Genomic DNA, 26,757 nt, shown 5'->3' with positions numbered 1-26,757 from the left:
CGGGTTGTGCTTGCAACCGGTCCCGGTTCGGCGTAGGGCCGGTCCGGGATCTGCTTGCCGCCGGTCCCGGTTCGGCGTACAGCCGGTCCGGGATCTGCTTGCCGCCGGCCCCGGTTCGGCGTACAGCCGGTCCGGGATCTGCTTGCCGCCGGGCCGCCCGGTTCGGCGTACGGCCGACCACTGGCCCGGCTCGGGGCCGGCTCCGGTTTCGGCTTGCGGCCGACCGCGGTTTCGGCTTGCGGCCGACCGCCGGCCCGGCTCCGAGCCGTTGGCGACCCCCGCCCCGACACCGGACCGGTGTCGGCACGCCCGGGGTGGGAATCGGCCTCGGCTTGAGGCCGGTCACGGCCTGCCCGGGGCGCGCGGCCCTGTTCGGCCTTGTTCGGGACCGGCCACGACCCGGGCTCGGGGCCGGTCGCCGTTTTGGCCGGGGGCCCCGGCCACACCCCCGGCTCGGGGCCGGCCGCGGCCCCGGCCGCTCAGGTCACCCCCGGTGATCCGCCGGTCGGCGGCGGTGAGGGGGGTTCGGTGGGCGAGGGCTGGGCGCTCTCCGACGGGATCGGGGACGGGGCGGGACTGGACGGGCCCTCGCCCGTGCTCGGTGACGACGGTTCAGGGCCCTCCGTGGTGCCCTGGGCCGGGGACGCCGGCCCGCGGGAGGAACCGGTGGACGCCCCCGCGTTCGACGCCGGCGCCGCCGGTGAGGCGGACGCCGACAGGGCGGCGGAGGTACCCGGTGAAGGAGCCTCGGAGCCCGAGGGACGGCCCGCCGCCGAAGACGGGACCGTGCCGGTGCCGGCGCCCGCCGGGTCGTCCGCGGAGTCCCCGTCCGATGTGGACGCGTCGCCATCCGGAGTCGCGGCCTGCCGGGGTTCTGGTTCCTCCGTCGACACCCCGGGCTGGAGGATCGGTGCGATCGGGGGTTTCTTCGGGAGGGGCTGGGGTGTCAGACCTGATGTCCACGCATAGCTGAGGCCTGTCAGCCCGGCGAGGATCAACGCGCACAGCGTCACCCGCAACAGGGGCCGTTCCGCCGTGGCACGCTTCGCCGCACGGAGGATCCGCCCGCCGATCTTCACGGAGAGGTAGACGACCCCGCCCATCGGGATCAGCAGCATCAGACAGCCGAGCACCCCGACGAGCCCCTCGACGACCTTGCCGTCCGCGAGGGCCGATCCGGTTCCGGAGAACTGCTCGACCATCGACCGGGTCATCGTGGCGAGGATCCTGGGCAGGTTCCACAGCGCGTAGCCCATCTCGCCGATGATCAGCGGCACCATGGTCAGCACCCACGCGGCCACGATGGTCCGCGCCGACTTCTTCAGCCCGGCGACCTCTTTGCGGGCGGCCCGGCCCTTCCGCCCCGGCACCAGACCGAGCAGGATCGGTTTGATCTTGCCGTAGAGGTCCGGGACCCCGGCGAGGTCGCCCAGGATGTAGTAGCCGTCCAGCCGTACGGCCGGCATCAGCTGTTCGAGGATCTCGAAGTGGCCGAGGTAGACCGCCGCCAGGAAGAACGGCTCCCCCGTGGCGAAGTACAGCCCGGCCATGCCCAGCATGAAGACGACGTTGAAGTAGACCCCGCCCAGGTCGGTGCGGATCCGTCCGCCCCGCCCGATCCGGTACACGTCGGTGACGTCGGTGTACATCGACGGCCAGATGAGGAAGATCCCGCAGCCGATGCACCCGGGCCGGGCGCCGCCGTATCTGCACGCGGAGGCGTGGCCGAACTCGTGGAAGACGAGCGAGGCCACGGTCAGGGCGAAGACGAGCAGGATCAGCACCGGCTGGTCGAGGACCTCCAGGACCGGCTCGATCGCCCCGAAGAAACCGAACAGCCACACGTCCATGGCCACGGTCGCCAGAAGCACGGCCACGACCACGACCGGCCGGTGCAGCCAGCCCAGCATCCGTGCGATCCGGTCCGTGCGCCGCTCGTCGAAGATGACCCGGTGCCCCTTGAGCGCGAGCAGCAGGTCGGAGCGGGGTGCGTCGACCTCGTCGCTCTCCTGGCCCTCGGGGACGGTCACCCCGAGCGGTTCGAGTTTCTTCTCCACCAGGTAGCGGATGTTGTCGGAGCTGACCTCGCGGCCGAATCTCGCGCTCACCCGGTGGGCGATGGACTCGATGTCGCGTACGCCGTCGACCGACGACGCCACGAGATGCAGCAGCCGTGACAGCTGCACGACCTGCCCGTCCCCCCGACGGGCGATGTACTTGGGCTCGGTGAAGCCCGACCCCTGGTACTCGCCGTGCAGCCGCAGTCCCGCGCTCAGCCGGGGCACCAGCCGCAGTTCGACGACCGGCAGACTGCCCGTCGCCACCTGCTCGTAGGTCACCGGCCAGCCGCCGGGCCCGGGCACCGGCCCGGTGTCGTACAGCGCCGGGGCCCCGTCTCCGAGCACTGTCATATGTGGTCTCCCCCCATGTCCTGCCCCCCTCATGACCGCCGGGGCGAACCGCACCTGTGCGCGGTCCGCCCCGGCGGCCGTCGTCAGCGCAGGGTCACTGCTTGACGGAGATCGTCTGCCCGGCCTGCGACTCGGCGACCGACCACGCGGAGTGGTCGTTGACGGCCGCGGACTGGTTGTCGGCGTGGACGTTGGCGATGTGCTTGGTGACGTTGGTCGTCCGGTTGAAGCTGAACTTCAGCTTGCCCAGGGCCTCCCGGCCCGGCAGCAGCTCCGCGGACTCGGTGTCCAGCTCGTGCATGTCCATGCTCATGACGGATGTCCTTTCAGATGATGACGAAGGCTGTGGAGGTGGTGCGCGGCTGCTACTGGGTGATGCTGATGGTCTGCGAGGCGCTGGAAGCGGCCGCGGACCCCACGGAGTGGTCGTTGAGGGCGAGGGACGAGTTGTGCGCCTCGACGTTGGCGACGTGCTTGGTCACGTTGGTCGTCCGGTTGAAGCTGAACTTCAGCTTGCCCAGGGCCTCCCGGCCCGGCAGCAGCTCCGCGGACTCGGCCTCGAGCTCGTGTGCATCCATCATGATCAGTTCCCCCTCAGGGATGGGCATTTCCGGTCGGACCGAGTCAGGTTCCCCCCGCACTCTGTCCAACTTGGTCGGACGTGCTGTCCAACGAGATTGGACACTAGGGCCTCGCGGGGCCGTCGCGCAACCCGTTCGGGGAATCACCCTTTCGGCACCGGGTGGGCCCGCCCGTAGAATCGGCCCCGACATGGACGGTTCCGCCGAGCGGCGAGCAGGAAGTGACCCACCCGTGGCCAACGCACTCCAGCAGTTGATCCGTGAGCGCCTGGACCGGAAGGGCTGGTCCTACGGCGAGGTGGCGCGCCGCGGCGGCATCCCACGCTCCACCGTCCACCATCTGGCGACCACCGAGCGGGTCGTCCGCATGCCCCAGTCGACCACCCTGGAGGGCCTGTCCAAGGGGCTGGAACTCCCGTTGGACACCGTGCGCCGCTCCGCCGCGGAGGCCTGCGGCATCCACGTGTACGGCACCCCGGCCGGCCAGGACTCCGACGGCGCCGCCCGCCCGGCCGACCCCGAGGTGGACCTGCTGATCGCGAGCGTCCAGCAACTCTCGGCCGACGACCGCCGCCACGTGGCCGCCCTCGTGGAGTCCCTGCTGGACCGCTCCACGCCCCCCGCGCCGAAGAAGTAACCCCCGGTTTCGTACCGAAGAAGTCGAACCCGCCCTCGACCCGCGGGCGCCGCTCGGGAGCCGCCGGCACGACCGCCACCGCGGTGGGCGCGATGAAGTACCCGGCGGGCTGCTGGGCGGCTCCGACCGAGGTGGTGGCGGCCGCGCGCTCATGCCCGTCGGCCGCCCCGGACTTCCCCCGCGCCTCGTCCTCCTGCGCGGCCTCCGCCCCGGCGCCGGCGGCGTCCGCCGGCCCTGAACCGGCGTTCACCGGCTCACCCTTGGGCTCGGCCGCCGACGGCTCCCCCGGGCCCACTAGCCCGGACGGGCCGCAACGGGAACGCCCCGCCGCACCCCCGCTCACCTTCGCCGACGCTCCACCCCGGCCACGAACCCCGACGCCCGGACACCCCGGGCCAGGCGCGCCGGGCCGGCCGGGCGCGCCGGGCCGGGCGGGCGCGCCGGGCCGGGCGGGCGCCCATCGCGGCCGGCCCGGAGGCGACAGACCGCGAACGGCCGCACCGCGCCGAGGACATGACCTCCGCGAATCGGGACCGTCGGCCAGGAGGAGCGACCGCCCGCGACCTGGTTCCGGACCGAGAAAGCCGTCACCCGGCAACCGGGCCCCGATCGTGGAAACCACTACCCGAGGGCCGTACGAAGACCGATCATTCAGCGACCGGCACCCCTCCCTCGGGCCGAGGAGCCACCGCCCACGCCCCCGTCCCGACGGGTCCCGGCCAAGGAACTGACCGTCCGGAAGCCGGTCCCGGCGCTCCGCGACCGCGGATGTTCACTCTTCCGTGAACTCGGAAAAAGAATTCGACTGCGCCCGAAAGTGTCGGGCCCGCCCGCTAGTCTCTCGTCCTGCCCGAGGAGCGAGAGCCGCACGACCCCGGGCTCCCAGGGGGGAATGTGTTGTTCGTGCATGGCGGTCCGGCCACGGTCGTGGTCCGCGGGCCCGCCGGTGAATCGGTCGTTCTGCTCTCCGGCGAGCTGCCCCACGTACTGACCGACGAGTCAGTGACCGAACTCGTGGAACTGGCCGCCGCCGTCCTGGACGCGGACGAGCTGCCCCTCTTCCACACCTGTCTGAGAACGCTGCGCCGCGACGGCTTGCGCGCGGGCCGCCGGATCGAGATCGACGGAGCCGTACTGACGGTCTACGAAGGGTGACGACCCACACGCGCAGAACCGCCGCGTGGGCGCGAAAGTGCCCGGAGCCGGACTTGAACCGGCACGCCCGCGAAGGGGCAGCGAGGTTTAAGCTCGCCGTGTCTGCATTCCACCATCCGGGCAGGTCATGGGCTCCGCGTTTGAAGTTCCGAGCCTATCGGGACGCATCCTTCCAACAGCGGGCGGGCGGACCGATGTTGTCTTATTTTATTGATGTCTGAGGGTGCATCAGACCATGGAACAGGCCATCCGCACTTGCCAATAGCCTTGCGCGGGGCCCCCGGCCACGCACGCGGAATGACGGAATTTCACCGTCCGAACAAGGACGCTCCACCTGTTCTCTGCACATGCCCCCATCAGGGCCGCCGTCATCCCCAGGTATGACGGCGAGCCGTCCGGTCCCTCCGAAGTCTGCCCTCGGAACCAGAACTGCGGCTGACTACACGGCGCGCTCCGGCCAGCACGATGGAAGACGTCCTCAACGATGTCGTCCCTCAAGGAGTTCCATCCCGTGACCACCACACCCGTCGCCGGCCGGACCACGACCGTGGCCGCGAGCGCCACGGATCTGTCGAAGATCTACGGACAGGGCGAGACCCAGGTGGTCGCCCTTGACCGGGTCACCTTCGAGTTCCGGCAGGCCGAGTTCACCGCGATCATGGGCCCCTCCGGTTCCGGCAAGTCCACGCTGATGCACTGCGTGGCCGGACTGGACACCTTCTCCTCCGGTTCGGTCCGCATCGGCGACACGGAGCTGGGCTCGCTGAAGGACAGGCAGCTCACCAAGCTGCGGCGGGACAAGATCGGCTTCATCTTCCAGGCGTTCAACCTGCTGCCGACCCTGACCGCCCTGGAGAACATCACGCTCCCGATGGACATCGCGGGCCGTAAGCCGGACAAGGAGTGGTTGGATTCGGTCATCCGGATGATCGGCCTGCAGGACCGTCTCAGCCACCGCCCCTCGCAGCTCTCCGGCGGCCAGCAGCAGCGCGTCGCCGTGGCCCGGGCCCTGGCCTCCAGGCCCGAGATCATCTTCGGGGACGAGCCGACCGGCAACCTCGACTCGCGCGCCGGCGCCGAGGTCCTGGGCTTCCTGCGCAACTCCGTACGGGAGCTGGGGCAGACGGTGGTCATGGTGACGCACGACCCGGTGGCGGCGGCGTACGCGGACCGGGTGGTGTTCCTCGCGGACGGCAGGATCGTCGACGAGATGTACAAGCCCACCGCCGACAACGTGCTCGATTTCATGAAGCGCTTCGACGCGAAGGGCCGTACCTCCTGATGTTCCGCACCGCCCTGCGCAACGTGTTCGCGCACAAGGCCAGACTGCTGATGACCGTGCTCGCCGTGATGCTCGGTGTGGCGTTCGTGTCCGGCACGCTGGTCTTCACCAACACCATCTCCGAGGCCTACCAGAAGAGTTCGGCCAAGGGCTTCGACCAGGTCGACGTGGCCGTCACCGCCAAGTCCGAGGAGGACAAGGGCGACACGATCGGCAAGAGCCACGAGCTGACGCAGGCCCTGCTGGACCGCAGCGCCGAAGTGCCGGGCGCCGCCCGGGCGATCGGTGTCGTCAACGGCTTCACCGCCATCGCCGACAAGGACGGCAAGCTCATCGGCGGCGGCTTCCAGTCGCAGGGCGGCAACTACTCGGGCACCGAGGACCCCCGGTACCCGCTGGCGAAGGGCTCGGCGCCGCACGGCGCGAACCAGGTCGCGATCGACTCGGAGACCGCGAAGCGGGCCGGCTACAAGGTCGGTGACACCGTGCGCATCTCGGTGGACGGCCCGGTTCTCCAGCCCACCGTCACGGGCATCTTCACCACCGACGACGGCAATGTCGCGGCCGGCGGCAGCCTCGCGCTGTTCGACACGGCCACCGCCCAGAAGCTGTTCGGCAAGCCGGGAACGTACGACGAGATCGACGTGAAGGCGGCCTCCGGCACCTCCCAGACCGCTCTGCAGGCGGCCCTGAAGAAGGCGCTGCCCGCCGACCGGGTGGAGACCACGACGGGCAAGGAACTCGCCGACAGCCAGGCCAGGTTGATCTCCTCGTCCATGTCCGGTCTCAAGCAGGGCCTGCTGGTCTTCGCGGGCATCGCGCTGTTCGTCGGCACCTTCATCATCGCCAACACCTTCACCATGCTGGTCGCCCAGCGCACCAGGGAACTGGCGCTCCTGCGGGCGGTCGGCGCCTCCCGCAGGCAGGTGACGCGGTCGGTGCTGGTCGAGGCGTTCGTGGTCGGTCTGGTCGCCGCCGTGACAGGCCTCGTCGCCGGTATCGGCATCGGGGCCGGTCTCAGGTCCCTGATGGGCTCGCTCGGCGCGACCGTCCCCGACGGGCCGCTGATCATCACGCCGGGCACGGTCGGCGCGGCCCTGGTGGTCGGCGTCCTGATCACCATGCTGGCGGCCTGGCTGCCGGGCCGCAGGGCGGCGAAGATCCCGCCGGTCGCGGCGATGAGCAGCGTGCACGCGAAGGCGACCACCAGGTCGCTGGTGCTGCGCAACACGCTGGGCGCGCTGTTCAGCGGTGCGGGTGTCGCCGTCATCCTGGCGGCCACGACGATGGACGGCTCGGACGGCCAGGCCCCCATGGGGATGGGCGCGGTCCTGCTGATCATCGGCGTCTTCATCCTCACCCCCCTCCTCTCCCGCCCGCTGATCGCGGCCGCGGCCCCGGCCATGCGCGTGTTCGGCATCTCGGGGAAGCTGGCCCGCCAGAACTCGGTGCGCAACCCGCGCCGTACGGCCGCCACCGCCTCCGCGCTGATGATCGGCCTCACCCTGATCACCGGTATGACGGTGATGGCGGGCAGCCTCCAGAAGTCGATCGACAAGATGGCGACCGCGGCGATCAGCGCGGACTACGTCGTCTCCATGGCGAACGGCAACGAGCTCTCGCCGGACGTCGAGAAGAAGCTGGCGAAGGTCGACGACGTCACCGCCGTCAGCCCGCTGCGCAACGCCGCGGCCCGCATCGACGGCGAGACCGAGTACCTGACCGGCGTGAACGGCTCGGCCATCGGCGAGCTGACCGACCTGAAGGTCGACGACGGCGCGTTCGAGGTCGGCGGCACCAAGGTGGTCGTGGACAAGGACAGGGCCAAGTCCTTCGGCTGGAAGGCGGGTTCGACCTTCACCGCCCACTATGAGGACGGCAAGGCGCAGCGGCTCACCGTCGCCGGCGTCTACGAGGGCAACGACCTGATCAGCGGCATCATGCTCGACACCGCGACGGTCTCCCCGCACCTGAACGACGTGGCCGACATGCAGATCATGCTGAAGACGTCCGACGGCGCCTCCGACGCCACGAAGGACAGGCTGGAGAAGGCCCTCGGCTCCAACCCGGCCATCAAGGTCCAGGACAAGAAGGACCTGTCCGACTCCATCGCCCAGATGTTCACGCTGATGCTGAACATGCTCTACGGCCTGCTCGCCATGGCGGTGATCGTCGCCGTCCTCGGAGTCATCAACACCCTGGCGATGTCGGTCTTCGAGCGCTCCCAGGAGATCGGCATGCTCCGCGCGATCGGCCTGGACCGCAAGGGCATCAAGCGGATGGTCCGCCTGGAGTCCCTGGTCATCTCGCTCTTCGGCGGGGTGCTCGGCATCGGCCTGGGCGTGTTCTTCGGCTGGGCGGCCGGCGAGCTCCTCGGCGCGAAGATGGCGACGTACGAACTCGTCGTGCCCTGGGCCAGGATGGCGGTCTTCCTCCTCCTGGCGGCGACGGTGGGCATCCTCGCCGCACTGTGGCCGGCCCGCAGGGCGGCCCGCATGAACATGCTGGCCGCCATCAAGGCGGAGTAGCCGACCCCCGGCCGGGAGGAGGGCCCTCCTCCCGGCCCGAGAACGAAAACGCCGAAGACGAGCCGACCCATCTCGACACCGGCGACCCGGACACCCCAGGGGCGCGGGGAACTGCGCGACCGGCCACATACAACCCGCAGCCGGACGACGAGCCCGCCGACGACGAACCCGAGGATCCCGACACCGGCGACCCGGACACCCCAGGGGCGCGGGGAACTGCGCGACCGGCCACACACAACCCGCAGCCGGACAACCCGCCCCGCCCCGGCCTCAGTTCCAGGTGCGGGCCCGCAACGGCAGTCCCGAGGTGCCGGATTCGGGGGCGCGGACGGCCAGGACCTGGTTGACGCCGAGGCGGTTGCGTTCGAAGGCGAGGGCGCAGGCGGCCATGTACAGCAGCCACACCCGGGCCCGCCCGGCCCCGGCGAGCCGCACCGCATCCGCCCACTCACGCTCCAGGTTGGCGACCCAGCGACGCAGGGTGAGGGCGTAGTGCTCACGGATCGACTCGACGTCCCGCACCTCGAACCCGGCGCGCTCCAGCTGGGTGACGGTGGTGCCGAGGGGGGCGAGTTCGCCGTCGGGGAAGACGTAGGCGTCGATGAACCCGTCGAGGGTGTACGCCGATTCGTCGCGGTGCGGGCGCCGGGCGATCTGGTGGTTGAGCAGCCGCCCGCCCGGCCTGAGCAGCTTCAGCAGGTCCTCGGCGTACTCCAAGTACCGTTCGGCGCCGACGTGTTCGGCCATGCCGAGGGAGGAGATCGCGTCGTAGGGCCCGTCGGTGACGTCCCGGTAGTCCTGCACCCGGATCTCGATCCGGTCGGTGAGCCCTTCCCCGGCGACGCGCTTGCGGGCGTAGGCCGCCTGCTCCTGGGAGAGGGTGACGCCGACGACGCTCACGCCGTACTCGCGCGCGGCGTGCACGGCCATCGAGCCCCAGCCGCAGCCGACGTCGAGGAGTCTGTGTCCGGGTGCGAGCCCGAGCTTGCGACAGACGAGGTCGAGCTTGTCGCGCTGGGCGCCCTCCAGGGTGCCATCGGGGTCGGGGGCCTCCCAGTAGGCGCAGGAGTACACCATCGACGGCCCGAGGACGAGCTCGTAGAAGTCGTTTCCGACGTCGTAGTGGTGGCTGATGGCACGCTTGTCGGAGCGCTTGGTGTGCAGATGCCGGCGCGGCCTGCGGACCTCCTCGGGAGGCGGGGCGGGGGGCAGCGGCGGCCCGGCGAGGACGACGAGTCCGCGTACGGCGGCCCGCACCTCGGGGTCGCGCAGGGCCCGGCCCAGACCGCGGGCGTCCTCGCCACGCTCCCAGACCAGCCCGGAGATCAGACCGAGCGCGGTGTAGAGGTCGCCGTCCAGGCCCAGGTCACCGGCGACCCAGGCGCGGGCCAGCCCCAGTTCTCCCGGCTTGAACAGCAGCCGGCGCACGGCCCGCCGGTTGCGCACGACCAGCGCGGGAGCGTCCGGCGGCCCGGCCTCCGAACCGTCCCAGGCGCGGATCCGCACCGGTAGCGGCACTCCCAGCAGTGGTTCGACAAGCCTCTTGAGCCGCAACGCGGCGTCGGCCATGGCCCACACCTCCGTGACAACGATCCCGGAATGTCCAGTACCACGTAAACACCCACACCCGGCCTGCGCAGTCCCCCGTCGGCGTCACAGCTGGGCAAAATACATGTGGATGCCATGCGTCTGTGCGGGGTCCGCGCCCCTCTGTTCCACAAGCTGGGAAGCCCGCACACTGACGGCATGCCGACGCTGCTCTTCGTGCACGGGACGGGTGTTCGCGAGACGGGGGTACGGGCCGTCGTCGACCTGCTCGCCGAGCGGCTGGCGCCGCTGCGGCCGGACATGACCGTCGCAGTCTGCTCCTGGGGAACCGCCGAAGGTGCCCGGTTGAACGCGGGCGGCGCCTCGGTCCCGGACTACGACCGCACCCGAGCCCCGGACGACGAGGCCACACCCGATCCGGTGGACGCCTGGCTGCTGCTGTACGCCGACCCGCTGTACGAGCTACGCCTGGCAGGCGTCGGGGAGGTGACCGACCCCCCGCCCGGTGCGCAACTACCGGGCGAAGAGGCCGAGCAGACCGTGCAGTCCCTGCTGGCGCCCGGCGCTCCCGGGCGATTACGCGCCCTGGCCGACGCCGCGGGCCTGACCGGCCGACTGCCGGGCGCCCTGGCCGCCGTACTGGACAGCGATGCCTGGGCGGACGCCCGTGCCGTGTTCGCCGACGATCCCGGGCTGTCGCTACTGCTCGCCCGTGCCACCGTGGCCGAGGCAGGCGATCGGAAGGACGCGGCCGGTGCCGTCGAGGGGGACGGCCGGGCCCGCGACGAACTGGTCGGGGCGCTCGCCGCGGCGCTGGGCGGGGCGGGGCCGGATACGCAAGTGCGCTCGGTCGCGTCCCGGGTCGGCCTGCTGGCTGCCCGTACCGCTCTGCGGCTGGGCGGGGCCCGGGCCGTGGAACGCCGCCGGGGCGCCCTGACCGATGTCGGCCACCCGGCCGCGGGCGACATCCTGCTCTACCTGGCCCGAGGCGACGCCATCCGCGCCCTGCTCGCCCGGCGCATCGCGGAGTGTGTGGCCGATGGAGACGGCCAGGTGGCTGTTCTCGGCCACAGCCTCGGCGGGATCGCGGCAGTGGACCTGCTGGCCGCGCCCGGACCGCGGCCGGAGGTGGCGCACCTGGTGACTGTCGGCTCTCAGGCCCCGTTCCTCTACGAGATCGGCGCACTGCCCAGTCTGCCGTTCGGCGCTCCGCTGCGGCCCGACTTCCCACCGTGGACCAATGTGTACGACCGCCGGGACCTGCTCGCGTTCGTCGCGGAGCGCGTCTTTCCCGGCCGGGCCCGGGACGTCCCGCTGGACAGCCGCCAGCCGTTCCCTTACGCACACAGCGCCTACTGGTCGCACCCGGATCTGTACTCCTTGCTCGCCCGGGAGCTGCCATGAACCCGCTGTCCCCGTCCCGCACCAGCGTGGTCGTCGTCGGTGTCGAGTCCTACGAGGCCGGCCCGGACTGGGACCTGGACGGGCCCGCGGAGGACGCCCTCCGATTCGCCGACTGGTTCCTGGACCGAGGCGTGCCGCCGGAGCGAGTGAGAGCCCTGGTCGCGCCACTCGCCCGCAACTCCGCGATATGGAACGGGCGCCCACACCCCGTGCACCGCGCCGACGAGGCGACCGTACGCCGTGAGCTGCTGCGCGGCGTCCCGGGCGAGGACGGTGATCTGCTCTGGGTCGTGTGGGGCGGGCACGGTGTGGTGGACGCCGAGGGGCACCGACGGGTCTTCTGTTCCGACGCCGTCTCGGAGGACCGCGTCAATGTCGATCTCGACTTGGCCCTTTCGTTCTTCCGTTCGAATGCCGTTCCCGCGTTCCGGCGCCAGATATGGCTGGTCGATGCGTGCCAGGTGGTGCACGATGTGCGGCGCGCCCGCCGCGCGCTGCCCCATTCCACCCTCTCCCCGGGCACTTCCACCGCCGGGCACAACCAGACCGCCCTCTTCGCGGTACGGGCGGGTGAACGGGCCCTCAACCTCTCCGGCGAGCGCACGGGTTTGTTCAGCCGGGAGGTGCTGCGCCTGCTCACCGCCGACGGGTCCGACCTCTGGCCGCCCGACACGGAGGCCCTGTACGCGTCCCTCCGCGACACGTTCACCGCCTTACGACAGCGCGGGCTGGCCCGTCAGACCCCTATCCACCTGTGGTCACGGGGCTGGGACGGTACAGAGGGGCAGTTGCTGGCCGCGCCCGAGCCAGGGGCCCCGTTCCAGCCGTCCCCGGCACAGCCGTCCAACGCCGCGGTCGCCGCCGTGGTCGAGGCGCTGCTCGCCGTGCCCGAGTTCCGGGCGCCGGTCTCCCGGCAGGAGATGATCGGCCTGGTGCGCGGAGACATCGGACTCTGGGCAGTCGTACCGGAGATGCCGACGGTCCGGACGACGGCGCTCGCCGTCGTCCGCACGTGTCTGCGCTTTCCCGGCGCCCTGGCCGAGCTGGTCGAAGCGGCCCGGCTCTGCGCCGGGGACGTACCCGAGGTCGAGGCCCTCGGCACGGCGGTCGCTGCGGCTGCGCGATCGGCCTGACTCACCGCGCGGAGACGTCGGAAGGCCAGCTGTGTGGGGCGTAGGGGACTTCGCCCTGCCTACATCGTTTCCTTGACCTACGATTCCGTTCCATGACGAGACAGCACGTGGCGACTGACGCGCCAGTCGCCAGCACCCTTATTCCCGACTTGTCCGACATGCCCCTCGATCAGCTTCCGCCGCTCGACGATCCGGCCGTCGCGCCGGCTGTCGCGGCCGTGCTGTCCGACGTAGCGCGTCCCCTCAGTACCGTGGCAGGCAGCCAGGGAAGCTGAGCCCTTACATGGCAACACAACACCGGCTGTCCGCGGACTCCTTGAAGGCGCTTGGCTCAGCCGGGGACAGTGCGCCGACGGTCCGGGAACTGCTGTCGGCGGAGTACAGCCGCAGGCTTCTGCTGTTGCGGATCCTGCTGGAGCAGGGCGCGCCCGCGGCCGGTGCCGCGGGCCGGCTGCCGTCCGGCGAAGCGGCCTGGGATCTGCTCGTACGGGCCCAGCGGCAGGCTCCCGAGCGCGTGCGGCAGGTACTGCTGGATCCGCAGTCCGGCGCGTGGGTCGCGGGCGCCCTGCGCGCGATGCCCCAGGGCGACACGGCCGGGACGGCGGAGCCGACCGATGCGGTGCCCTTCTGGGCGCACTACGGCGGCCTGCACCGACTCGCCGCTTCGGCCGCCGCACTGGCCGGTCTGGAGTTCCGCATCGAGGTGCCCGTCACCTTGGGTCAGGTGCTGCTGCCGTGCCTGGGCCGGGCCGAAACGGCGTCCGCCGAGGTGTACTCGACGGCGGAGGTGCGGGGCGGGACGGACGGCCTGCACGTGGACGGCATTCGCGTCCCCACGGATCCAGAGGTGTCCGCTGAGGGCTGGTCGGGGCTGCGGCGGCTGCGGGCCGAGTGTGACGGTCAGGTCCTGGAGGTCGTTCTGGACGATCTGGGCTGTCCGCCCACCGGCGGCACCGGCACTCCCGCGCGGCTCACCGACGAGGAGTACGCGGACTGGGAGCTGCGGGTCCAGCGGACCTGGAGCACCCTGGTGCGCGACCACCCGGACAGCGCCGCCGCCCTCTCGGCAGGGCTGCTGTCACTGACACCTCTTCCGCACGGCGAACGGTTGCGGCCGCACAGTGCAACGTCGTCGGACGCGTTCGGTTGCGTCGTGCTGTCCGCCCCGCATCCGGACGACGAGGCCGCGGTCGCAGCGGAGTTGGCGGTCACACTCATCCACGAGTTCCGGCACTCCGTGCTCAACGGGCTGATGCGGCTCGCGCCGTTGCACGACGGCACGGACGACGGCCTCTATCACGCACCGTGGCGGGATGACCCGCGCCCGCTGATCGGACTCTTGCACGGGGCGTATGCCTTCGCCGGGGTGACCGCCTTCTGGCGCACCCGGCGCGAACTCGACGAGGGGCCGACCGGACAGCTCGCCCACTTCGAGTTCGCGCTGTGGCGGCGCCAGACCCGGGCCGTCCTGGACACGCTCAGGGGACGGCCGGGACTGACGGCGGCCGGCCACCGGCTGGTCGAGGGCCTTTCCCTGGAGCTCGGCCCCTGGCTCGCGGAGGAGGTGCCGGAGTCCCCGGGTACGCTCGCCGACCTTGCCGCGGTGCACCATCGTGCCTCCTGGCGGGCGCACCATGTACGTCCCGTACCGTCCGCGGTCCGGGAAGCCGCCGCCGCCGTCGCCTCCGGGATGGCGCCCGGTGGCACAACACACCGCGGCGCCACCGTGAGCACCGACCCCGACGGGTGTCGGCTGGACGTCCTCGCCCTGCTGGCCCGGCTACGGCTCAGCGACCCGGTGGCCTTCGGCCGACTCCGGGACGGCGTCGGCGATGTGCCCGGCTCCTCGTCGGCCGATCTCGCTCTGGTCACCGGCGAGCTGGCCCTCGCGAAGCGGCTCTACTCCGCCGAGTTGGACGGCGGCGGGCGGGCGAGCGCCTGGGCCGGGCTCGGGCTGACCCTGCGGGAAGAGGGCGGCCAGGCACCTCGACTGCTGCTCGAACAGCCCGAGTTGCTCCGGGCGGTCGCCGCCGAACTCGGCGACCGGGTCAGCTCACGGCGACTGGTGTCACTGGCCGCCGGGCTGGCCCGGGACTGATCGGCCGCCGGGTCACAGCGGCATCGGGTCGATGTCGCAGTTGGCCCGTCGGTCCCAGTCCAGGGCCTGGAGGACGGCGGGGTGATCCGAGCCCAGGGTGGCGCCGAGGCGGTCGGCAGTCTCGGCATGCAGCACCTGGGCCCGCTGCACCTCCCCCGTCGCCCGCAGGTCCAGCGCCAGGTTCGCCGCACAGGCCAGAACCGACGGATGGTTTTCGTCGAACACCTCGACCGAGCGGGCCAGGGTCTCGGTGTCCAGGTCGCGGGCCGCTTCCACGTCGCCCAGGGCGAAGCGGTCACTGGCCAGGTTGGTGGCGCACACCAGGGTCAGCGGGTGCCTGTCACCGAGCCGTTCGCTCAGCAGGCCGTGGGATTCCTCGTCGATCTCCAGGGCCCTCCGCAGGTCGCCGTTGAGCCGCAAGGTCACCGCGAGATTCACCTGTGCGGCGACGGTGTGCGGGTGGGTCGCGCCGAAGGTGGCCGCGTACCGGCTGTGGATCCGGGTGCCCAGTTCGTAGGCCTCGTCGAGTTCGCCGGAGTGCCGCATGTTCACGGTCACCTCCAGGTTCGCCGCGAGCGACTCCGGGTCGTGCTCGCCGTAGCGGCCGAGGAGCCGGCGCAGAGCGGCGTTCGCCGCCTGTCGGGCCTCGTCGTGGCGGCCGGCCTTGCGGCGGCCGACCGCGAGGTGGCGCAGACAGGACATGGTGAGCGGGTTCTCACTGCCGAGGGCGCGCCTGCACTGCGAGGTGATGTCCTCCTGGTAGGTGAGCGACTCGTGGTAGTTACCGAGTTCGCGCATGTCCACGATCAGCCCCAGCCGAGTGACCAGGCTGAGCGCGTGATCGAGGCCGAAGATCCGCCATTTGCGGTTCCAGGTGTCCTCGTCCAGCTGCCGCGCCCGCTTGAACAGCCCGGCCAGCCTGAGGCTCACGCCCGCGTTGTGGGCCGCCCGCAGCGTTTCCGGGTCGTCGTCGCCGTTGAGCCTCACCAGACGTCGGTGGATCGTCTCGGAGAGTTCGAGCGCCTCGCCGAACTCCCCCTGCACCCTCCGGTCGATCGCCACGTTGCCCAGCGCGTCGAGGGTCTCCGGGTGATCCTCGCCGAGCGTGCGCCGGTACGACTCGAGTGCCTCGGCGTTGAGGCGTGCCGCGTCCTCGTAGCGCCCCCGGTTGAAGTTCAGCACCCCCAACCACTTCGTTGCCAGGAGCGTCTGGTCCTCGTCGCCGCCGAACTTGTCTCGCCAGACCTCGTGCGCCTCGGTGGCCAATTCACCGCCGGTGTCATAATCCCCCCACCGGCACAGGTACTTGATCTGGTTGATGATCAGTGCCCGCACCCATTGGTCGTCCGAGTGCACCGCGCCGGAGGCCATGACGTGCGGGGTCAGTTCACCGTAGCGGTCCCAGTGGCCGGCGTTCTCCGGGTCGGACGGGTCGTTGGCGACGAGAAGCTGGTGGGCGCCGCGGCGCATACGCCGTTGCTCCTCGTCGGTCATCCGGGCCTGCAGCGCCATCTGAACCAGCCGGTGCATCTGAATGGCGTTCGCACGGTGATCCATGCGCGCCAGCGAGAAGCGTCCGATCTCGCGAATGGTCTGCGCCTGCTTGATCGGATCGCGTAGCGCCTGGTCCAGCTCCAAGGGGCCTTGATCCGACTCGGACACGGGTGCGGGGACGATGGGGCGGTCCCGGAGCATGTTGAAGAAGTTCCGCGGAATCGGCTCGGGGGCGCAGAACGAGCACACCTGGAGCAGTTGCAAGGCGGCCGGGTTCTTCGACTCAAGTTGGTCCAGCGAGACGTTCCAGGCCGCGATCACAGGCGCCTTGTAGTCCGGGGACTCGGTCTCGTCCAGCAGCTCCAGCCGCTTCTCCTCGAACAGCCGTAGATATTCGTCCGCCGACATGCCCGTCTCGGCGAGCCAGGCGGCGGCCTGTTCCACTGCCAGGGGGAGGTCGCCGAGTGCCTGAGCGAGCCGGTCCGCCTCCTCCTCGGTGAGCTCGGGGGTGCGGCGTCGCAGCAGCTGCACACTCTCCGGGCGGGCAAACACGTCGACCTCCAACGGCCGCGCCACGCTGGACCATTGAGGGTTGCGGGAGGTGACGAGTATGTTCCCGGTGCCGCCGGCCGGAAAGTAGGCCCGTACGTTGTCGGGGCTCTCCGCGTTGTCGAAGACGAGCAACCAGTCCTCGTACGGGTCCCCACGGCGCAGCGCCTCCAGCACGGCAGGCACGGCAGTGCCCGCCTCACCGCTGGTCTTCAGGCCCATGCGCAGGGCGAGTTCGGCCAGCGAGCGGACGACCTGGCTGGTGCGTTCCGCGGGGATCCACCACACGACGTCGTAATCGCTCAGCCGCCGGTACAGGTACTCGACGACCAAGGCGGTCTTGCCGACGCCGCCCATACCGTGCAGGGCGTTCGGCAGGACGGCCGTGGCGCGTTCGCGCTGCAGGCGGCCGTGCAAGTTGTCCAGCAGATCCTCACGGCCGATGAAGTTGGCGTTCTGTGGCGGTATGTTGCCCCAGACCGCAGGGGTGCTCCCGGACCGCGTACCGCTTTGCGGCCGGCTGACCTCGACCATCTCCGGGCCCCTTTCGTCGGTGACCGCTTGTGTGGATGCCGGTGGTCGCCTGGATACCAGGCGTTCTCCCAGAGGCTGGACCTGCGCCCGGCGCAGCCGCCGCTCGGCCAGGTGCCCGTCCAGAGCCTGGCCCAGCCGGGCCGCGGGCTCCAGGCTCGGGCCGGAAAGAGCGCCGAGAACGGCCTTCTGGGCGGTGAGCCAGGGGAAGTTCTCTTCGTCGACCCGAAAAGCGGTCGACGTGTGCGGTTCGGCCATCAGGCCGGGCAACAGCCACAGTCGCCGAGAACCCTGACCGATCCCTTCGGTGACCGTGGCCACAAGCCGGCCCAGCTCGTCCTTGCGCAGGTGCGCCAGGAGTTCCTCGCGCACCCCGGGGATGAAGTCCCAACGCACCCGCTGGGCGTCGGTACGGACCCGGGGCACCGGCCGCAGCAGACCGTAGACGAACAGCTGCGCCAATCCGTCCCGTCCCGCCTTCGGCACGCACAGCCGCCGAACCCGGTCGACCAGCGGCCAGGTCAACGGGGTCCCCGCGAGCAACATCGCCAGCTGGAAGACCTCGGGCGGCGCCCAGCGCTGGAACCCCTCGACGATCTCGTACGGGCCGACGGGCAGGGCGGGCGGCAGGGAGGGTGTTCCGTTCGCGATGCGGCCCGCGAAGGTGATGGGGAAGGGGACGGGACCGGTCTCCTGCGCGGTCAGCAGCCGGGCCCAGCAGGCGAGTTCGCCGGCATCGAGTTCCAGGACCGGTACGGGGATCAGGGTGCCTGTACCCGACAGGCCGGCCATGTCGGGGGCGACGCCCCGGACCCGGCAGCGCAGCCGGTGGCCCGGGGCGCCGCGTCCGGCGGGGCGCAGGAACGCGGGCCAGGTGGTGAGCGCGCCCCGGCTCCACAGGGTGCGGGGCAGCAGGTGGACGACGGCCACCGGACCGTGCGCCGCCCAGCGGGCCAGTGCCGCCACGGTGCTGCCGGACGCCCAGCCGGGCTCCCAACCGTCGGCGAGCAGCAGGAGAACCCGCCCCGGTCCGCCCGGCAGCGCTCGCCCGGCACTCCGCTCACGTACCGCGACACGGTCGAACGCCCCGCTGCGGCGCAGGAGTTCGGCGAGTTCCCGGGCGGTCTGTCGCCAGACATCTGCGGCACGGCCGTCGTCCAGCATCACCACGGCGTCGGGTCGCCCGGACAGGCCGGCGAACCGGCGCAGCGCGCGGAGCAGGGTGTGCGGGTCGGGTAACGCACCTGGAGGATCACCCCTGCAGGTGTTCATTCGCCCCTCCCCCCGCGGCCCCGGCACCACAGCGCGTCAAGGGCTGCCTGCCCCGGGTATTCCCCCTCCGGGCTCCAGCCATCCGCCCCGGCCCGGACCACTCCCAACCACATCGCGTCCTGCATCGCAGCGACCGACGGCACCCGCCCGGGATCCGTCCCCTCCACCACCCGCAGCGCCGAACGCCACCCCGCCTCGGCCGTCTCGGAAGAGAGCCAGGAGGCGGCCAGCCGCTCGGGCTCGGGCGGATCCGGTATTCGCAGCAGCATGCAGTGCTCCACGAAGGTCGGCGGCAGGCTCTCGTCGTCCTCAGCCGTGATCACCACGACGGGGAACTCGCCACAGCAAACGCGCCCTTGGGCCACCTCGGCACCGGGTCCGTCTTCTGCGGCGACCAGGGCCGACGGGACCGCCCGCAACTCGGCGACGTCGAAGCCACCGTCCTCGAAGACACCCCGCAACTCGTCAGTGAGGGCCACGTCACTGCGGTCCAGTCCCTCGATCAGCAGCATCCGGGGTCGTTCGTACGGCAGCAGGGCGGTGCCCAGCGGGCCCAGCCGGACGAAGCGACCCGGATTGCCGTCCGCCTGTCCCGCCACGCCGGCCGAGAGCCGGCCGATCGTGTCGTACGTGTACAGCCCCTCACGCAGTGTGGTACGGCTGCTGATCCACCAGCGCAGCACCCGGCCGAGGCCGAGTTCGCGTGCGATGCGGTGAGCGAGGCTGGTTTTGCCCGCGCCGTGCGGGCCGGTCACCAGCAGGGGGCGGCGCAGCAGGATGGCGGCGTTCACCACGGCGAGCCCGGCCGCGTCGAGGTCGGGCCCTGCCGGAAGGCCGTCGCCCAGGTAGCGGGCGGAGGCGGGGGCCTCGTCCGGCGGGGTGGGACGTAAGGCCCCGCCCTGGAAACGGCGCCACGGCGGGGGCTGCGGCCAAGGTTCGGACCTCTCGCGGGTCGTCGGCTGCCCTTCCCCGCGATACAGCCACCAGGACTCGGCTTCCAACGCGAACTCCCATCTACAGGGCCCCCGAGCCCAGTGAGTCGTCGAGGGCGAACGGGTTGAGCGGAGGTGCGTACGGGTTGCGGTCGGGGTCGTCCCAGAGGACGGCGAGATGGCGACTGGGTGAGTCCTGGGCCTCGGCGAGGTCGTGGCGGCGGGCGTCGGTGACCTTGCCGGGAAGCTCTGTGAGCCGGGGTCGGAGCAAGCGGAGAACGTAGTTCCTGAACTCCTCGTTGGTCTCCTTGGTGCGATGCCACACCAGCACCGGCGTCCCGGTCAGAAGGGCTGCCTCGGCTTCACGCCGCCCCCGTGAGCGTTCGTGCTCAGGAGGTCCGCTCAGCACCACTGCGACACACTTCTCCTCCTTGAGCTGCGCCACCAGCCGCGTCAGGTCCCCGGGGCCCGGCGGAAAGTCCACCGGGTCCATGAACTTGTGTTTGGGGCTGGGCTCGTGAAGCTGCGCCCAGCGCTGCCGCCAGACCCGGTGCCAGTTGTGGTTGCGCAGCCGGTCCAGACTCCGGAGGACGACCTGGTAGTGGGCGGCGAGCTCGGCCTGTGGCCCGGGGCGGCCGACCGACCAGCCGTGCACGGGGAGGTTGAGCAGTTCCAACGGAAGGACAATCTCCAGCTGAAGCTCCTCCTCGCTGAGCCGGATGCCCTCCTCCCTCTCGGCCAGCGAGATCATCTCGTCGACTGCGACCTCCAGCCCCTGACGGTCGGCGGTGCGGTGTTCGACCCCGGGCAGAGGCATCGGGTCGCCCGGCGCCTGTAACCAGTACGAGACCCGGTACCGGTCGGAGGACCGGTCATCGTGGGCGATACCGATGATCAGGTAATCCGGGGTCTGCTGCCGCTCGGCTGCGGCGATGGGTGCCTGGGGGACCAAGAGGTCCAACTGCGCAGCCAGTGCAAGGCTCTTGCCGACGGTCAACCGGGTCAGCGCGTACAGCTCGCGCCCCTCGGTCTCACCGCTGGTCTGCTTCCAGAGCCGCATCATGAGACGCATCCAGGGCGGCCCCCCGCTCGGCAGTGCTGTGTGTCCGACGAGGTAGTGCAGCGCGTTCCACGCCGTTCTGCAGTGAGACGGTGCGACGGTGACTCGTCCCCCCGTCGCGAACCGGACGGCCTCCGCCGCGTCGCCGCTCAACTTCCGCTGCAGCCAGTCCCACTTGGGGGCGAAAAGCGGCAGGGCGGCGAGGGCGTTCCACTCGTCGGCGAGCCGGTGGACGGTGAGCGTCTGATGACTGCCCGGGTCCATCCGGTCGAGAACCTTGACGAGATGCGGCAGCAGGCACGACTCGTCGTCCGGCGTGCAGGAACGGACCAGTTGCAGAAACCACATGCGCGGCGGCAGGTTCTCGTCCGGTTCCGGTACATGCCCGGCCTCTTTGCGCAGCTCGTCGATGAGCATCGCCCTGACCGTCCGGGGCGCCAGCACTCTTCCGCCCAGCAGCGCTTCGACGACATCGTCCCCGATCCTCGTGTGGATCCTGTCCAGATCCGCGATCACACGCAGCCCCCTCCCCCGACCCCCCGTCGGGCCGCCGCACCGAGTGCAACGAAAAGTATCCGCTGCATCACCCACAGGCGTAAGGGTTGTGACGGTCGGTCAGACATCCCGGGGGAACGAAACCCCCCGAACATCTCCGGACACGCCGAAGGACCTCCCGCACCACGGATGGCGGAAGGTCCTTCGGGGTGGATCAGTGACCGGAGCCGGTCAGGAGGCCTTCGCCTCGGTCTTCTTCGGCTCGGCCGCCGGTACGGGCCTCGCGGCCTCGTAGAACTCCTCGCGGGGGTGCTCCATCGCGCCGAGGGAGACGACCTCGCGCTTGAGGAACATACCGAGGGTCCAGTCGGCGAAGACGCGGACCTTGCGGTTCCAGGTCGGCATGGCCAGACCGTGGTAGCCGCGGTGCATGTACCAGGCGAGACGGCCCTTGAGCTTGATCTTCATCTTGCCCATGACGATCATCGCGACGCCCTTGTGCAGGCCGAGACCCGCGACGGCGCCCTTGTTGCCGTGGCTGTACTCCTTCTGCGGGAAGCCCCGCATGCCGGAGATCACGTTGTCACCGAGGACACGGGCCTGCCGCAGCGCGTGCTGCGCGTTCGGCGGGCACCAGGCGTTCTCGTTGCCGGCCTTGCGGCCGACGAGGTCCGGGACCTGGGCGTTGTCGCCGGCGGCCCAGATGTAGTCGGTGCCCTGCACCTGGAGCGTGGCCTGGGTGTCGACGTGACCACGCGGGCCCAGCGGAAGGCCGTAGCGGGAGAGAACCGGGTTCGGCTTGACGCCGGCGGTCCACACGATGGTGCTGGAGTCGACCTCGAGGCCGTTCTTGAGCACCACGTGGCCGTCGACGCAGGAGTCCATCGAGGTGGAGAGGTAGATCTCCACGCCCCGGCTCTCCAGGTGCTCCTTGCCGTACTGGCCGAGCTTGGGGCCGACCTCCGGCAGGATCTTGTCGGCGGCGTCGACGAGGATGAACCGCATGTCCTCGCGCGAGACGTTGGTGTAGTACTTGGCCGCGTCGCGGGCCATGTCCTCGACCTCGCCGATGGTCTCCGCGCCCGCGAAGCCACCGCCGACGAAGACGAAGGTGAGCGCCTTGCGGCGGATCTCCTCGTCCTTCGTGGAGTCGGCCTTGTCGAGCTGCTCGAGGACGTGGTTGCGCAGGCCGATGGCCTCCTCGACGCCCTTCATACCGATGCCCTGTTCGGCGAGGCCGGGGATCGGGAAGGTGCGGGAGACCGCGCCGAGCGCGATCACCAGGTAGTCGAAGGGCAGCTCGTACGCCTCGCCGACCAGCGGGGCGATCGTGGCGACCTTGCGGTCCTGGTCGATGGTGGTGACCCGGCCGGTGAGAACCTCCGCCTTGGGCAGCACGCGTCGCAACGGGACGACGACGTGGCGCGGGGAGATGTTGCCGGCGGCGGTTTCGGGGAGGAAGGGCTGGTAGGTCATGTACGACCGGGGGTCGACGACCGTGACGGTCGCCTCGCCGTAGCGCATCTTCTTGAGAATGCGCCGAGCTGCGTACAGGCCTACGTACCCACCGCCTACTACGAGGATCCTGGGACGCTCCGTGGTGCTCATGCCATCGAGTATCCACCCGCCCCAGGGGGGTCGCTCGTGCGCCCCTTCACAAGCTCTTGCAGAGGGTGTGTTATCCTCCGCGACTCACGTGATCCAGGTCATGGCGGGAAGCGGGAACCAGGGTGTAGGGATCACCGTTGTCAATGCCGCGTGAGCTGCCTCTCCGTGCCGAAAGCCCTCCCGTGAGGCACCCCCGCGACTCCCTCACGCACCCCTCGCGTGAGGTCCGCATCCCACCGTTTTGAACGTGTTCACAGGGGTGTTGGGCCCTCGGAAGGGCCAACCGGACCACATTCGTCGTCCGACAGGACCCAATTCCTTGTGAAGAACTTCACGAACTTTCTCGACGGCACATGGGAGAGGGGCCCCGAAGGGCCCCTCGGACGCGCTCATACGTTGTTCTGCCTGCTCAGGGGAGGGCAGCGACGAGGTTCAGGCGACGGACCACGCGATGCCGTCGAGGATGTCGTGCTCGCTCACGACGACCTCCTCGGCGCCGATCCACTCCATGATCAGACGCAGCACCAGGGCACCGGACGCGATCACGTCGACCCGGCCCGGGTGTATGACCGGCTTGGCCGCGCGCTCGGCATGCGTGGAGGTCAGCAGCCAGTCGGTGAGCTCGGCGACCTTCTCGAAGGGAACACGGGATTGATGGATCGCCGTGGAGTCGTACTCGTCCAGGCCGAGCGCGAGTGCCGCCACCGTCGTCACCGAGCCTGCCAGGCCGACCAGCGTGCGGGCCGCGGTCAGCGGAACCACCTGAGTCACCAGGTCGAGGGCCTCGACGATGTCCTGCCGGATCGCCTCGACCTGCTCAGCGGTCGGCGGGTCGCTGACCTCGCCGTTCTCGTCGATCAGATGGCGCTCGGTCATCCGTACGCAGCCAATGTCGACGGACCGGGCCGCGATCACGGTGTCGTCGCCCACGACGAACTCCGTCGACCCGCCGCCGATGTCCACGACCAGGTAGGGCTTGGCGAGGTGGTCGCTGCCGGTGAGCTCCTTGGTCGCCCCGGTGAAGGAGAACTCCGCCTCCTGGTCGCCGGAGATCACCTCGGGCTCGACCCCGAGGATGTCGATGACCCCGCGGACGAACTCGTCCCGGTTCTCGGCGTCCCGGGAGGCGGAGGTGGCGACGAACCGCAGCCGCTCGGCGCCGAGTTCCTTGATGACGGCCGCGTACTCCCGGCACGCGGCGAAGGTCCGCTCCAGCGCCTCGGGGGCCAGCCGTCCGGTCCGGTCGACGCCCTGCCCGAGCCGCACGATGGTCATCCGCCGGTCCAGGTCGACGAGTTCACCCGTGTCCGGGTCGGCGTCGGCGACGAGGAGCCGGATGGAGTTCGTACCGCAGTCGACGGCGGCGACACGGGTCATCGGGCCTCCTCCTCGACCGACGCCACGCACGGCCCCTTCGCCCACCACTCCGGCAGCATCGCGATCGCCTCGTCGCCCAGCGGGTTGACCCCCGGGCCGGCGGCCAGCGAGTGCCCCACCAGGACGTGCAGGCACTTCACCCGGTCCGGCATGCCGCCCGCGCTCGGGAAGCCCTCCAGGACCTCGATGGCGTCACGGCGCGCGATGTAGTCCTCGTGCGCGGCCCGGTACGCGGCGGCGAGCTCCGGGTCCGTCTGCAGCCGCTCCGTCATCTCCTTCATGACGCCGTTCGCCTCGAGCGTCCCGATCGCCGAGGCGGCGCGCGGGCACGTCAGGTAGTACGTCGTCGGGAAGGGCGTGCCGTCGGGGAGGCGCGGGGCCGTCTCCACCACGTCCGGCTGTCCGCAGGGGCAGCGGTGCGCGATCGCCCGCAGTCCGCGCGGCGGCCGTCCGAGCTGCTGCTCGAAGGCCTCGACATCCGCGTCGGTCGGCTCGGTGCGGGGGGTGGAGGGCGGGGGCGTTTCCATGCCTGTCTTTCTACGGGTCCGTGGGTCTGTGGGTCTGTCGGTTCACCGGTCGGAGGCGTCGGACTTGTCGACGCCGTCCCAGACGTTCGCGTACCAGGGGCGGTCGGCCGCGCCGAGGTCGGTGCGGGACTGCCTGGCCGCGTCCGGGTCGACGACGACGAAGCCCGTCTCCCCCGGCATCACGTAGTGCAGCCGCTGCCGGATCTGCTGCTCCGCGTACGTGTCGTCCTGCCAGCGTGCCTTGAGGTCGCGCAGCTTCTCGACCCGCGCGGCGGCCTGTGCCTTGTCCCGCTGGAGGTCGGAGATCTCGGCGCGCTGGGACACGTACTGCCTTATCGGGTACGCCAGCGCCACCACCAGCGTGCACACCACCAGGGCGAGCAGCGCGGCCCGGCCGGTCAGCCGGGAGCGGCGGGCCTGCCGTTTGGTCTGTGAACGGTAGACACGGGCCGCCGTCTGTTCGCCGAGCAGTCTGATCCTGGTCGTGGTGGAGAAACGGTCCCGGTCCTTCACTGGCATCGGCTCTCCGCCTCCCCTTCTACGTGCGTACGTCCCCGCACACGGTACGGGACCGGGTACGGGGACGTACGTACGACGCTGCTACAGGGCCGCGGATCAGCCCTTGCTGTGCTTACTGGTTCGCGGAGCGAAACCGCGGGAACGCGCTGCGGCCGGCGTAGACCGCGGCGTCGTCGAGGATCTCCTCGATGCGCAGGAGCTGGTTGTACTTGGCGACGCGGTCCGAGCGGGCCGGGGCGCCGGTCTTGATCTGGCCGCAGTTCACCGCGACGGCGAGGTCGGCGATGGTGACGTCCTCGGTCTCGCCGGAGCGGTGGGACATCATGCACTTGAAGCCGTTGCGCTGGGCCATCTCGACGGCATCCAGGGTCTCGGTCAGCGAGCCGATCTGGTTCACCTTGACGAGCAGGGCGTTGGCGGAGCCCTCCTCGATACCGCGGGCCAGGCGCTCCGGGTTGGTGACGAAGAGGTCGTCGCCGACGATCTGGACCTTGTCGCCCAGCTTGTCGGTGATGACCTTCCAGCCGGCCCAGTCGTCCTCGTACAGCGGGTCCTCGATGGAGACGAGCGGGTACGCGGAGACGAGCTCCTCGTAGTACTCGGTCATCTCGGCGGCCGAGCGGGACTTGCCCTCGAACTCGTACTTGCCGTCCTTGTAGAACTCGGACGCGGCGACGTCGAGCGCGAGCCCGATCTGCTCACCGGGGATGTAACCGGCCTGCTTGATGGCCTCGATGATGAGGTCCAGGGCGGCGCGGTTGGACTCCAGGTTCGGGGCGAAGCCGCCCTCGTCGCCGAGGCCGGTGGACAGGCCCTTGGTCTTCAGCACCTTCTTGAGGGTGTGGTAGACCTCGGCACCCCAGCGCAGCGCCTCGGAGAAGGACTCCGCGCCGATCGGGGCGATCATGAACTCCTGGATGTCCACGTTGGAGTCGGCGTGCGAGCCGCCGTTCAGGATGTTCATCATCGGAACGGGCAGCAGGTGCGCGTTCGGGCCGCCCAGGTAGCGGAAGAGCGGGAGGTCGCTGGCCTCGGAGGCGGCGTGGGCGACGGCGAGGGAGACGCCGAGGATGGCGTTGGCGCCGAGCGAACCCTTGTTGTCGGTGGCGTCCAGGTCGAACATCGCCTGGTCGATCAGGCGCTGCTCGGTGGCGTCGTAGCCGACGAGCTCCGGGCCGATCTGCTCGATGACCGCGAGGACGGCCTTCTCGACACCCTTGCCGAGGTAGCGGTTGGGGTCACCGTCACGCAGCTCGATGGCCTCGAAGGCACCCGTGGAGGCACCGGAGGGAACGGCGGCACGACCCGTGCTGCCGTCGTCGAGGCCGACCTCGACCTCGACCGTGGGGTTGCCTCGGGAGTCCAGGATTTCCCGGGCTACGACGACGTCGATGGACGGCACGAGCATCTCCTTCTTGGGATGTGACACGGTCCGCCGGGACCGCGGTGGGTTCTGCGAGACCGAGCCTAACCGGCTCCGGGGGATCAGCCACCGCGTGGACCGCCCCCTGGACAGAACCGAGAGTAAATTGTTTCTGAACTGAACAAAGACAGTCCCGGAAACTGGGCAGAAAAAAGCCCCGCCCCGGTGCGTACGGGGGAACACGCACCGGAGC

At 70.6% G+C, this 26,757-nt stretch carries 19 protein-coding genes and 1 tRNA gene; 7 read left to right on the top strand and 13 right to left on the bottom strand.

All coding sequences use genetic code 11. The features are described from left to right. Positions 1-479 precede the first annotated feature (479 nt). From ACFYRX_RS37730 to ACFYRX_RS37720, 3 genes are all read right to left on the bottom strand, one after another. Entirely contained in the window at positions 480-2,411 is a 1,932-nt protein-coding gene (locus tag ACFYRX_RS37730; protein ID WP_389110128.1) for a hypothetical protein, read from the bottom strand. Positions 2,412-2,505: 94 nt separating this feature from the next. After that, positions 2,506-2,724 carry a hypothetical protein gene (locus ACFYRX_RS37725; RefSeq protein ID WP_389110126.1) on the bottom strand — a complete coding sequence of 73 codons (219 nt, stop codon included), beginning with the start codon at positions 2,722-2,724 and terminating at the stop codon, positions 2,506-2,508. Between the two features lie 52 nt (positions 2,725-2,776). Beyond that, positions 2,777-2,992, bottom strand: a complete 216-nt coding sequence (locus ACFYRX_RS37720) for a hypothetical protein (RefSeq protein ID WP_389110123.1) — start codon at positions 2,990-2,992, stop codon at positions 2,777-2,779. A gap of 232 nt (positions 2,993-3,224) precedes the next feature. Between ACFYRX_RS37720 and ACFYRX_RS37715 the strand changes: the two genes are divergently transcribed. Together ACFYRX_RS37715 and ACFYRX_RS37710 are read left to right on the top strand one after the other, a co-directional pair. Then, on the top strand, positions 3,225-3,629 hold the full coding sequence (locus tag ACFYRX_RS37715) for a helix-turn-helix domain-containing protein (protein WP_389110120.1): 405 nt from the start codon (positions 3,225-3,227) through the stop codon (positions 3,627-3,629). 894 nt (positions 3,630-4,523) lie between these two features. Then, positions 4,524-4,784: a hypothetical protein gene (locus ACFYRX_RS37710; RefSeq protein ID WP_389110117.1), complete on the top strand. Its 261-nt coding sequence runs from the start codon at positions 4,524-4,526 to the stop codon at positions 4,782-4,784. Positions 4,785-4,822: 38 nt separating this feature from the next. Here the strand turns inward: ACFYRX_RS37710 and ACFYRX_RS37705 are convergent. Continuing rightward, a tRNA-Leu gene (locus tag ACFYRX_RS37705) sits at positions 4,823-4,906 on the bottom strand. 389 nt (positions 4,907-5,295) lie between these two features. Here ACFYRX_RS37705 and ACFYRX_RS37700 point away from each other — a divergent pair. Together ACFYRX_RS37700 and ACFYRX_RS37695 are read left to right on the top strand one after the other, a co-directional pair. Next, positions 5,296-6,066, top strand: a complete 771-nt coding sequence (locus ACFYRX_RS37700; protein ID WP_389110115.1) for an ABC transporter ATP-binding protein — start codon at positions 5,296-5,298, stop codon at positions 6,064-6,066. Then, a complete protein-coding gene (locus tag ACFYRX_RS37695) occupies positions 6,066-8,594 on the top strand; it encodes an ABC transporter permease (RefSeq protein ID WP_389110112.1) in 2,529 nt (842 codons plus the stop codon). Before ACFYRX_RS37700 ends, ACFYRX_RS37695 begins: the two co-directional genes overlap by 1 nt. Before the next feature lie 270 nt (positions 8,595-8,864). Here the strand turns inward: ACFYRX_RS37695 and ACFYRX_RS37690 are convergent, their stop codons facing one another. Further along, positions 8,865-10,163 carry a class I SAM-dependent methyltransferase gene (locus ACFYRX_RS37690; protein ID WP_389110109.1) on the bottom strand — a complete coding sequence of 433 codons (1,299 nt, stop codon included), beginning with the start codon at positions 10,161-10,163 and terminating at the stop codon, positions 8,865-8,867. A 177-nt stretch (positions 10,164-10,340) separates the two neighbouring features. Between ACFYRX_RS37690 and ACFYRX_RS37685 the strand changes: the two genes are divergently transcribed. The 3 genes from ACFYRX_RS37685 to ACFYRX_RS37675 all read left to right on the top strand — a co-directional run bounded on the left by ACFYRX_RS37685 (position 10,341) and on the right by ACFYRX_RS37675 (position 14,777). Next, complete coding sequence (locus ACFYRX_RS37685) at positions 10,341-11,546, top strand: hypothetical protein (protein ID WP_389110106.1); 1,206 nt, start codon at positions 10,341-10,343, stop codon at positions 11,544-11,546. Then, on the top strand, positions 11,543-12,679 hold the full coding sequence (locus ACFYRX_RS37680; protein ID WP_389110104.1) for a hypothetical protein: 1,137 nt from the start codon (positions 11,543-11,545) through the stop codon (positions 12,677-12,679). Before ACFYRX_RS37685 ends, ACFYRX_RS37680 begins: the two co-directional genes overlap by 4 nt. A gap of 283 nt (positions 12,680-12,962) precedes the next feature. Beyond that, positions 12,963-14,777: an HEXXH motif domain-containing protein gene (locus tag ACFYRX_RS37675; RefSeq protein ID WP_389110101.1), complete on the top strand. Its 1,815-nt coding sequence runs from the start codon at positions 12,963-12,965 to the stop codon at positions 14,775-14,777. A 12-nt stretch (positions 14,778-14,789) separates the two neighbouring features. Here the strand turns inward: ACFYRX_RS37675 and fxsT are convergent, their stop codons facing one another. The 8 genes from fxsT to eno all read right to left on the bottom strand — a co-directional run bounded on the left by fxsT (position 14,790) and on the right by eno (position 26,549). Continuing rightward, positions 14,790-18,623 (bottom strand): FxSxx-COOH system tetratricopeptide repeat protein, encoded by a 3,834-nt coding sequence (gene fxsT, locus ACFYRX_RS37670; protein WP_389110099.1) that lies wholly within the window; start codon positions 18,621-18,623, stop codon positions 14,790-14,792. After that, entirely contained in the window at positions 18,620-19,624 is a 1,005-nt protein-coding gene (locus tag ACFYRX_RS37665; RefSeq protein WP_389110096.1) for a MoxR family ATPase, read from the bottom strand. The genes fxsT and ACFYRX_RS37665 overlap by 4 nt, the downstream gene beginning before the upstream one ends. 13 nt (positions 19,625-19,637) lie before the next feature. Further along, positions 19,638-21,131: a hypothetical protein gene (locus ACFYRX_RS37660; RefSeq protein ID WP_389110093.1), complete on the bottom strand. Its 1,494-nt coding sequence runs from the start codon at positions 21,129-21,131 to the stop codon at positions 19,638-19,640. A gap of 210 nt (positions 21,132-21,341) precedes the next feature. After that, complete coding sequence (locus ACFYRX_RS37655; protein WP_389110091.1) at positions 21,342-22,718, bottom strand: NAD(P)/FAD-dependent oxidoreductase; 1,377 nt, start codon at positions 22,716-22,718, stop codon at positions 21,342-21,344. A 432-nt stretch (positions 22,719-23,150) separates the two neighbouring features. Continuing rightward, positions 23,151-24,095: an exopolyphosphatase gene (locus ACFYRX_RS37650; RefSeq protein ID WP_389110088.1), complete on the bottom strand. Its 945-nt coding sequence runs from the start codon at positions 24,093-24,095 to the stop codon at positions 23,151-23,153. After that, on the bottom strand, positions 24,092-24,622 hold the full coding sequence (locus ACFYRX_RS37645) for a DUF501 domain-containing protein (RefSeq protein WP_389110086.1): 531 nt from the start codon (positions 24,620-24,622) through the stop codon (positions 24,092-24,094). Before ACFYRX_RS37645 ends, ACFYRX_RS37650 begins: the two co-directional genes overlap by 4 nt. 42 nt (positions 24,623-24,664) lie before the next feature. Next, positions 24,665-25,141, bottom strand: a complete 477-nt coding sequence (locus tag ACFYRX_RS37640) for a septum formation initiator family protein (RefSeq protein ID WP_389110083.1) — start codon at positions 25,139-25,141, stop codon at positions 24,665-24,667. A 112-nt stretch (positions 25,142-25,253) separates the two neighbouring features. Then, complete coding sequence (gene eno / locus ACFYRX_RS37635) at positions 25,254-26,549, bottom strand: phosphopyruvate hydratase (RefSeq protein ID WP_389110367.1); 1,296 nt, start codon at positions 26,547-26,549, stop codon at positions 25,254-25,256. Positions 26,550-26,757 lie beyond the last annotated feature (208 nt).

The organism is Streptomyces sp. NPDC005374 (assembly GCF_042872225.1).
Lineage (GTDB): Bacteria > Actinomycetota > Actinomycetes > Streptomycetales > Streptomycetaceae > Streptomyces.
The sequence above is the reverse complement of the archived record's forward strand: the minus strand, read 5'-3'. Positions and strand labels throughout refer to the sequence as shown.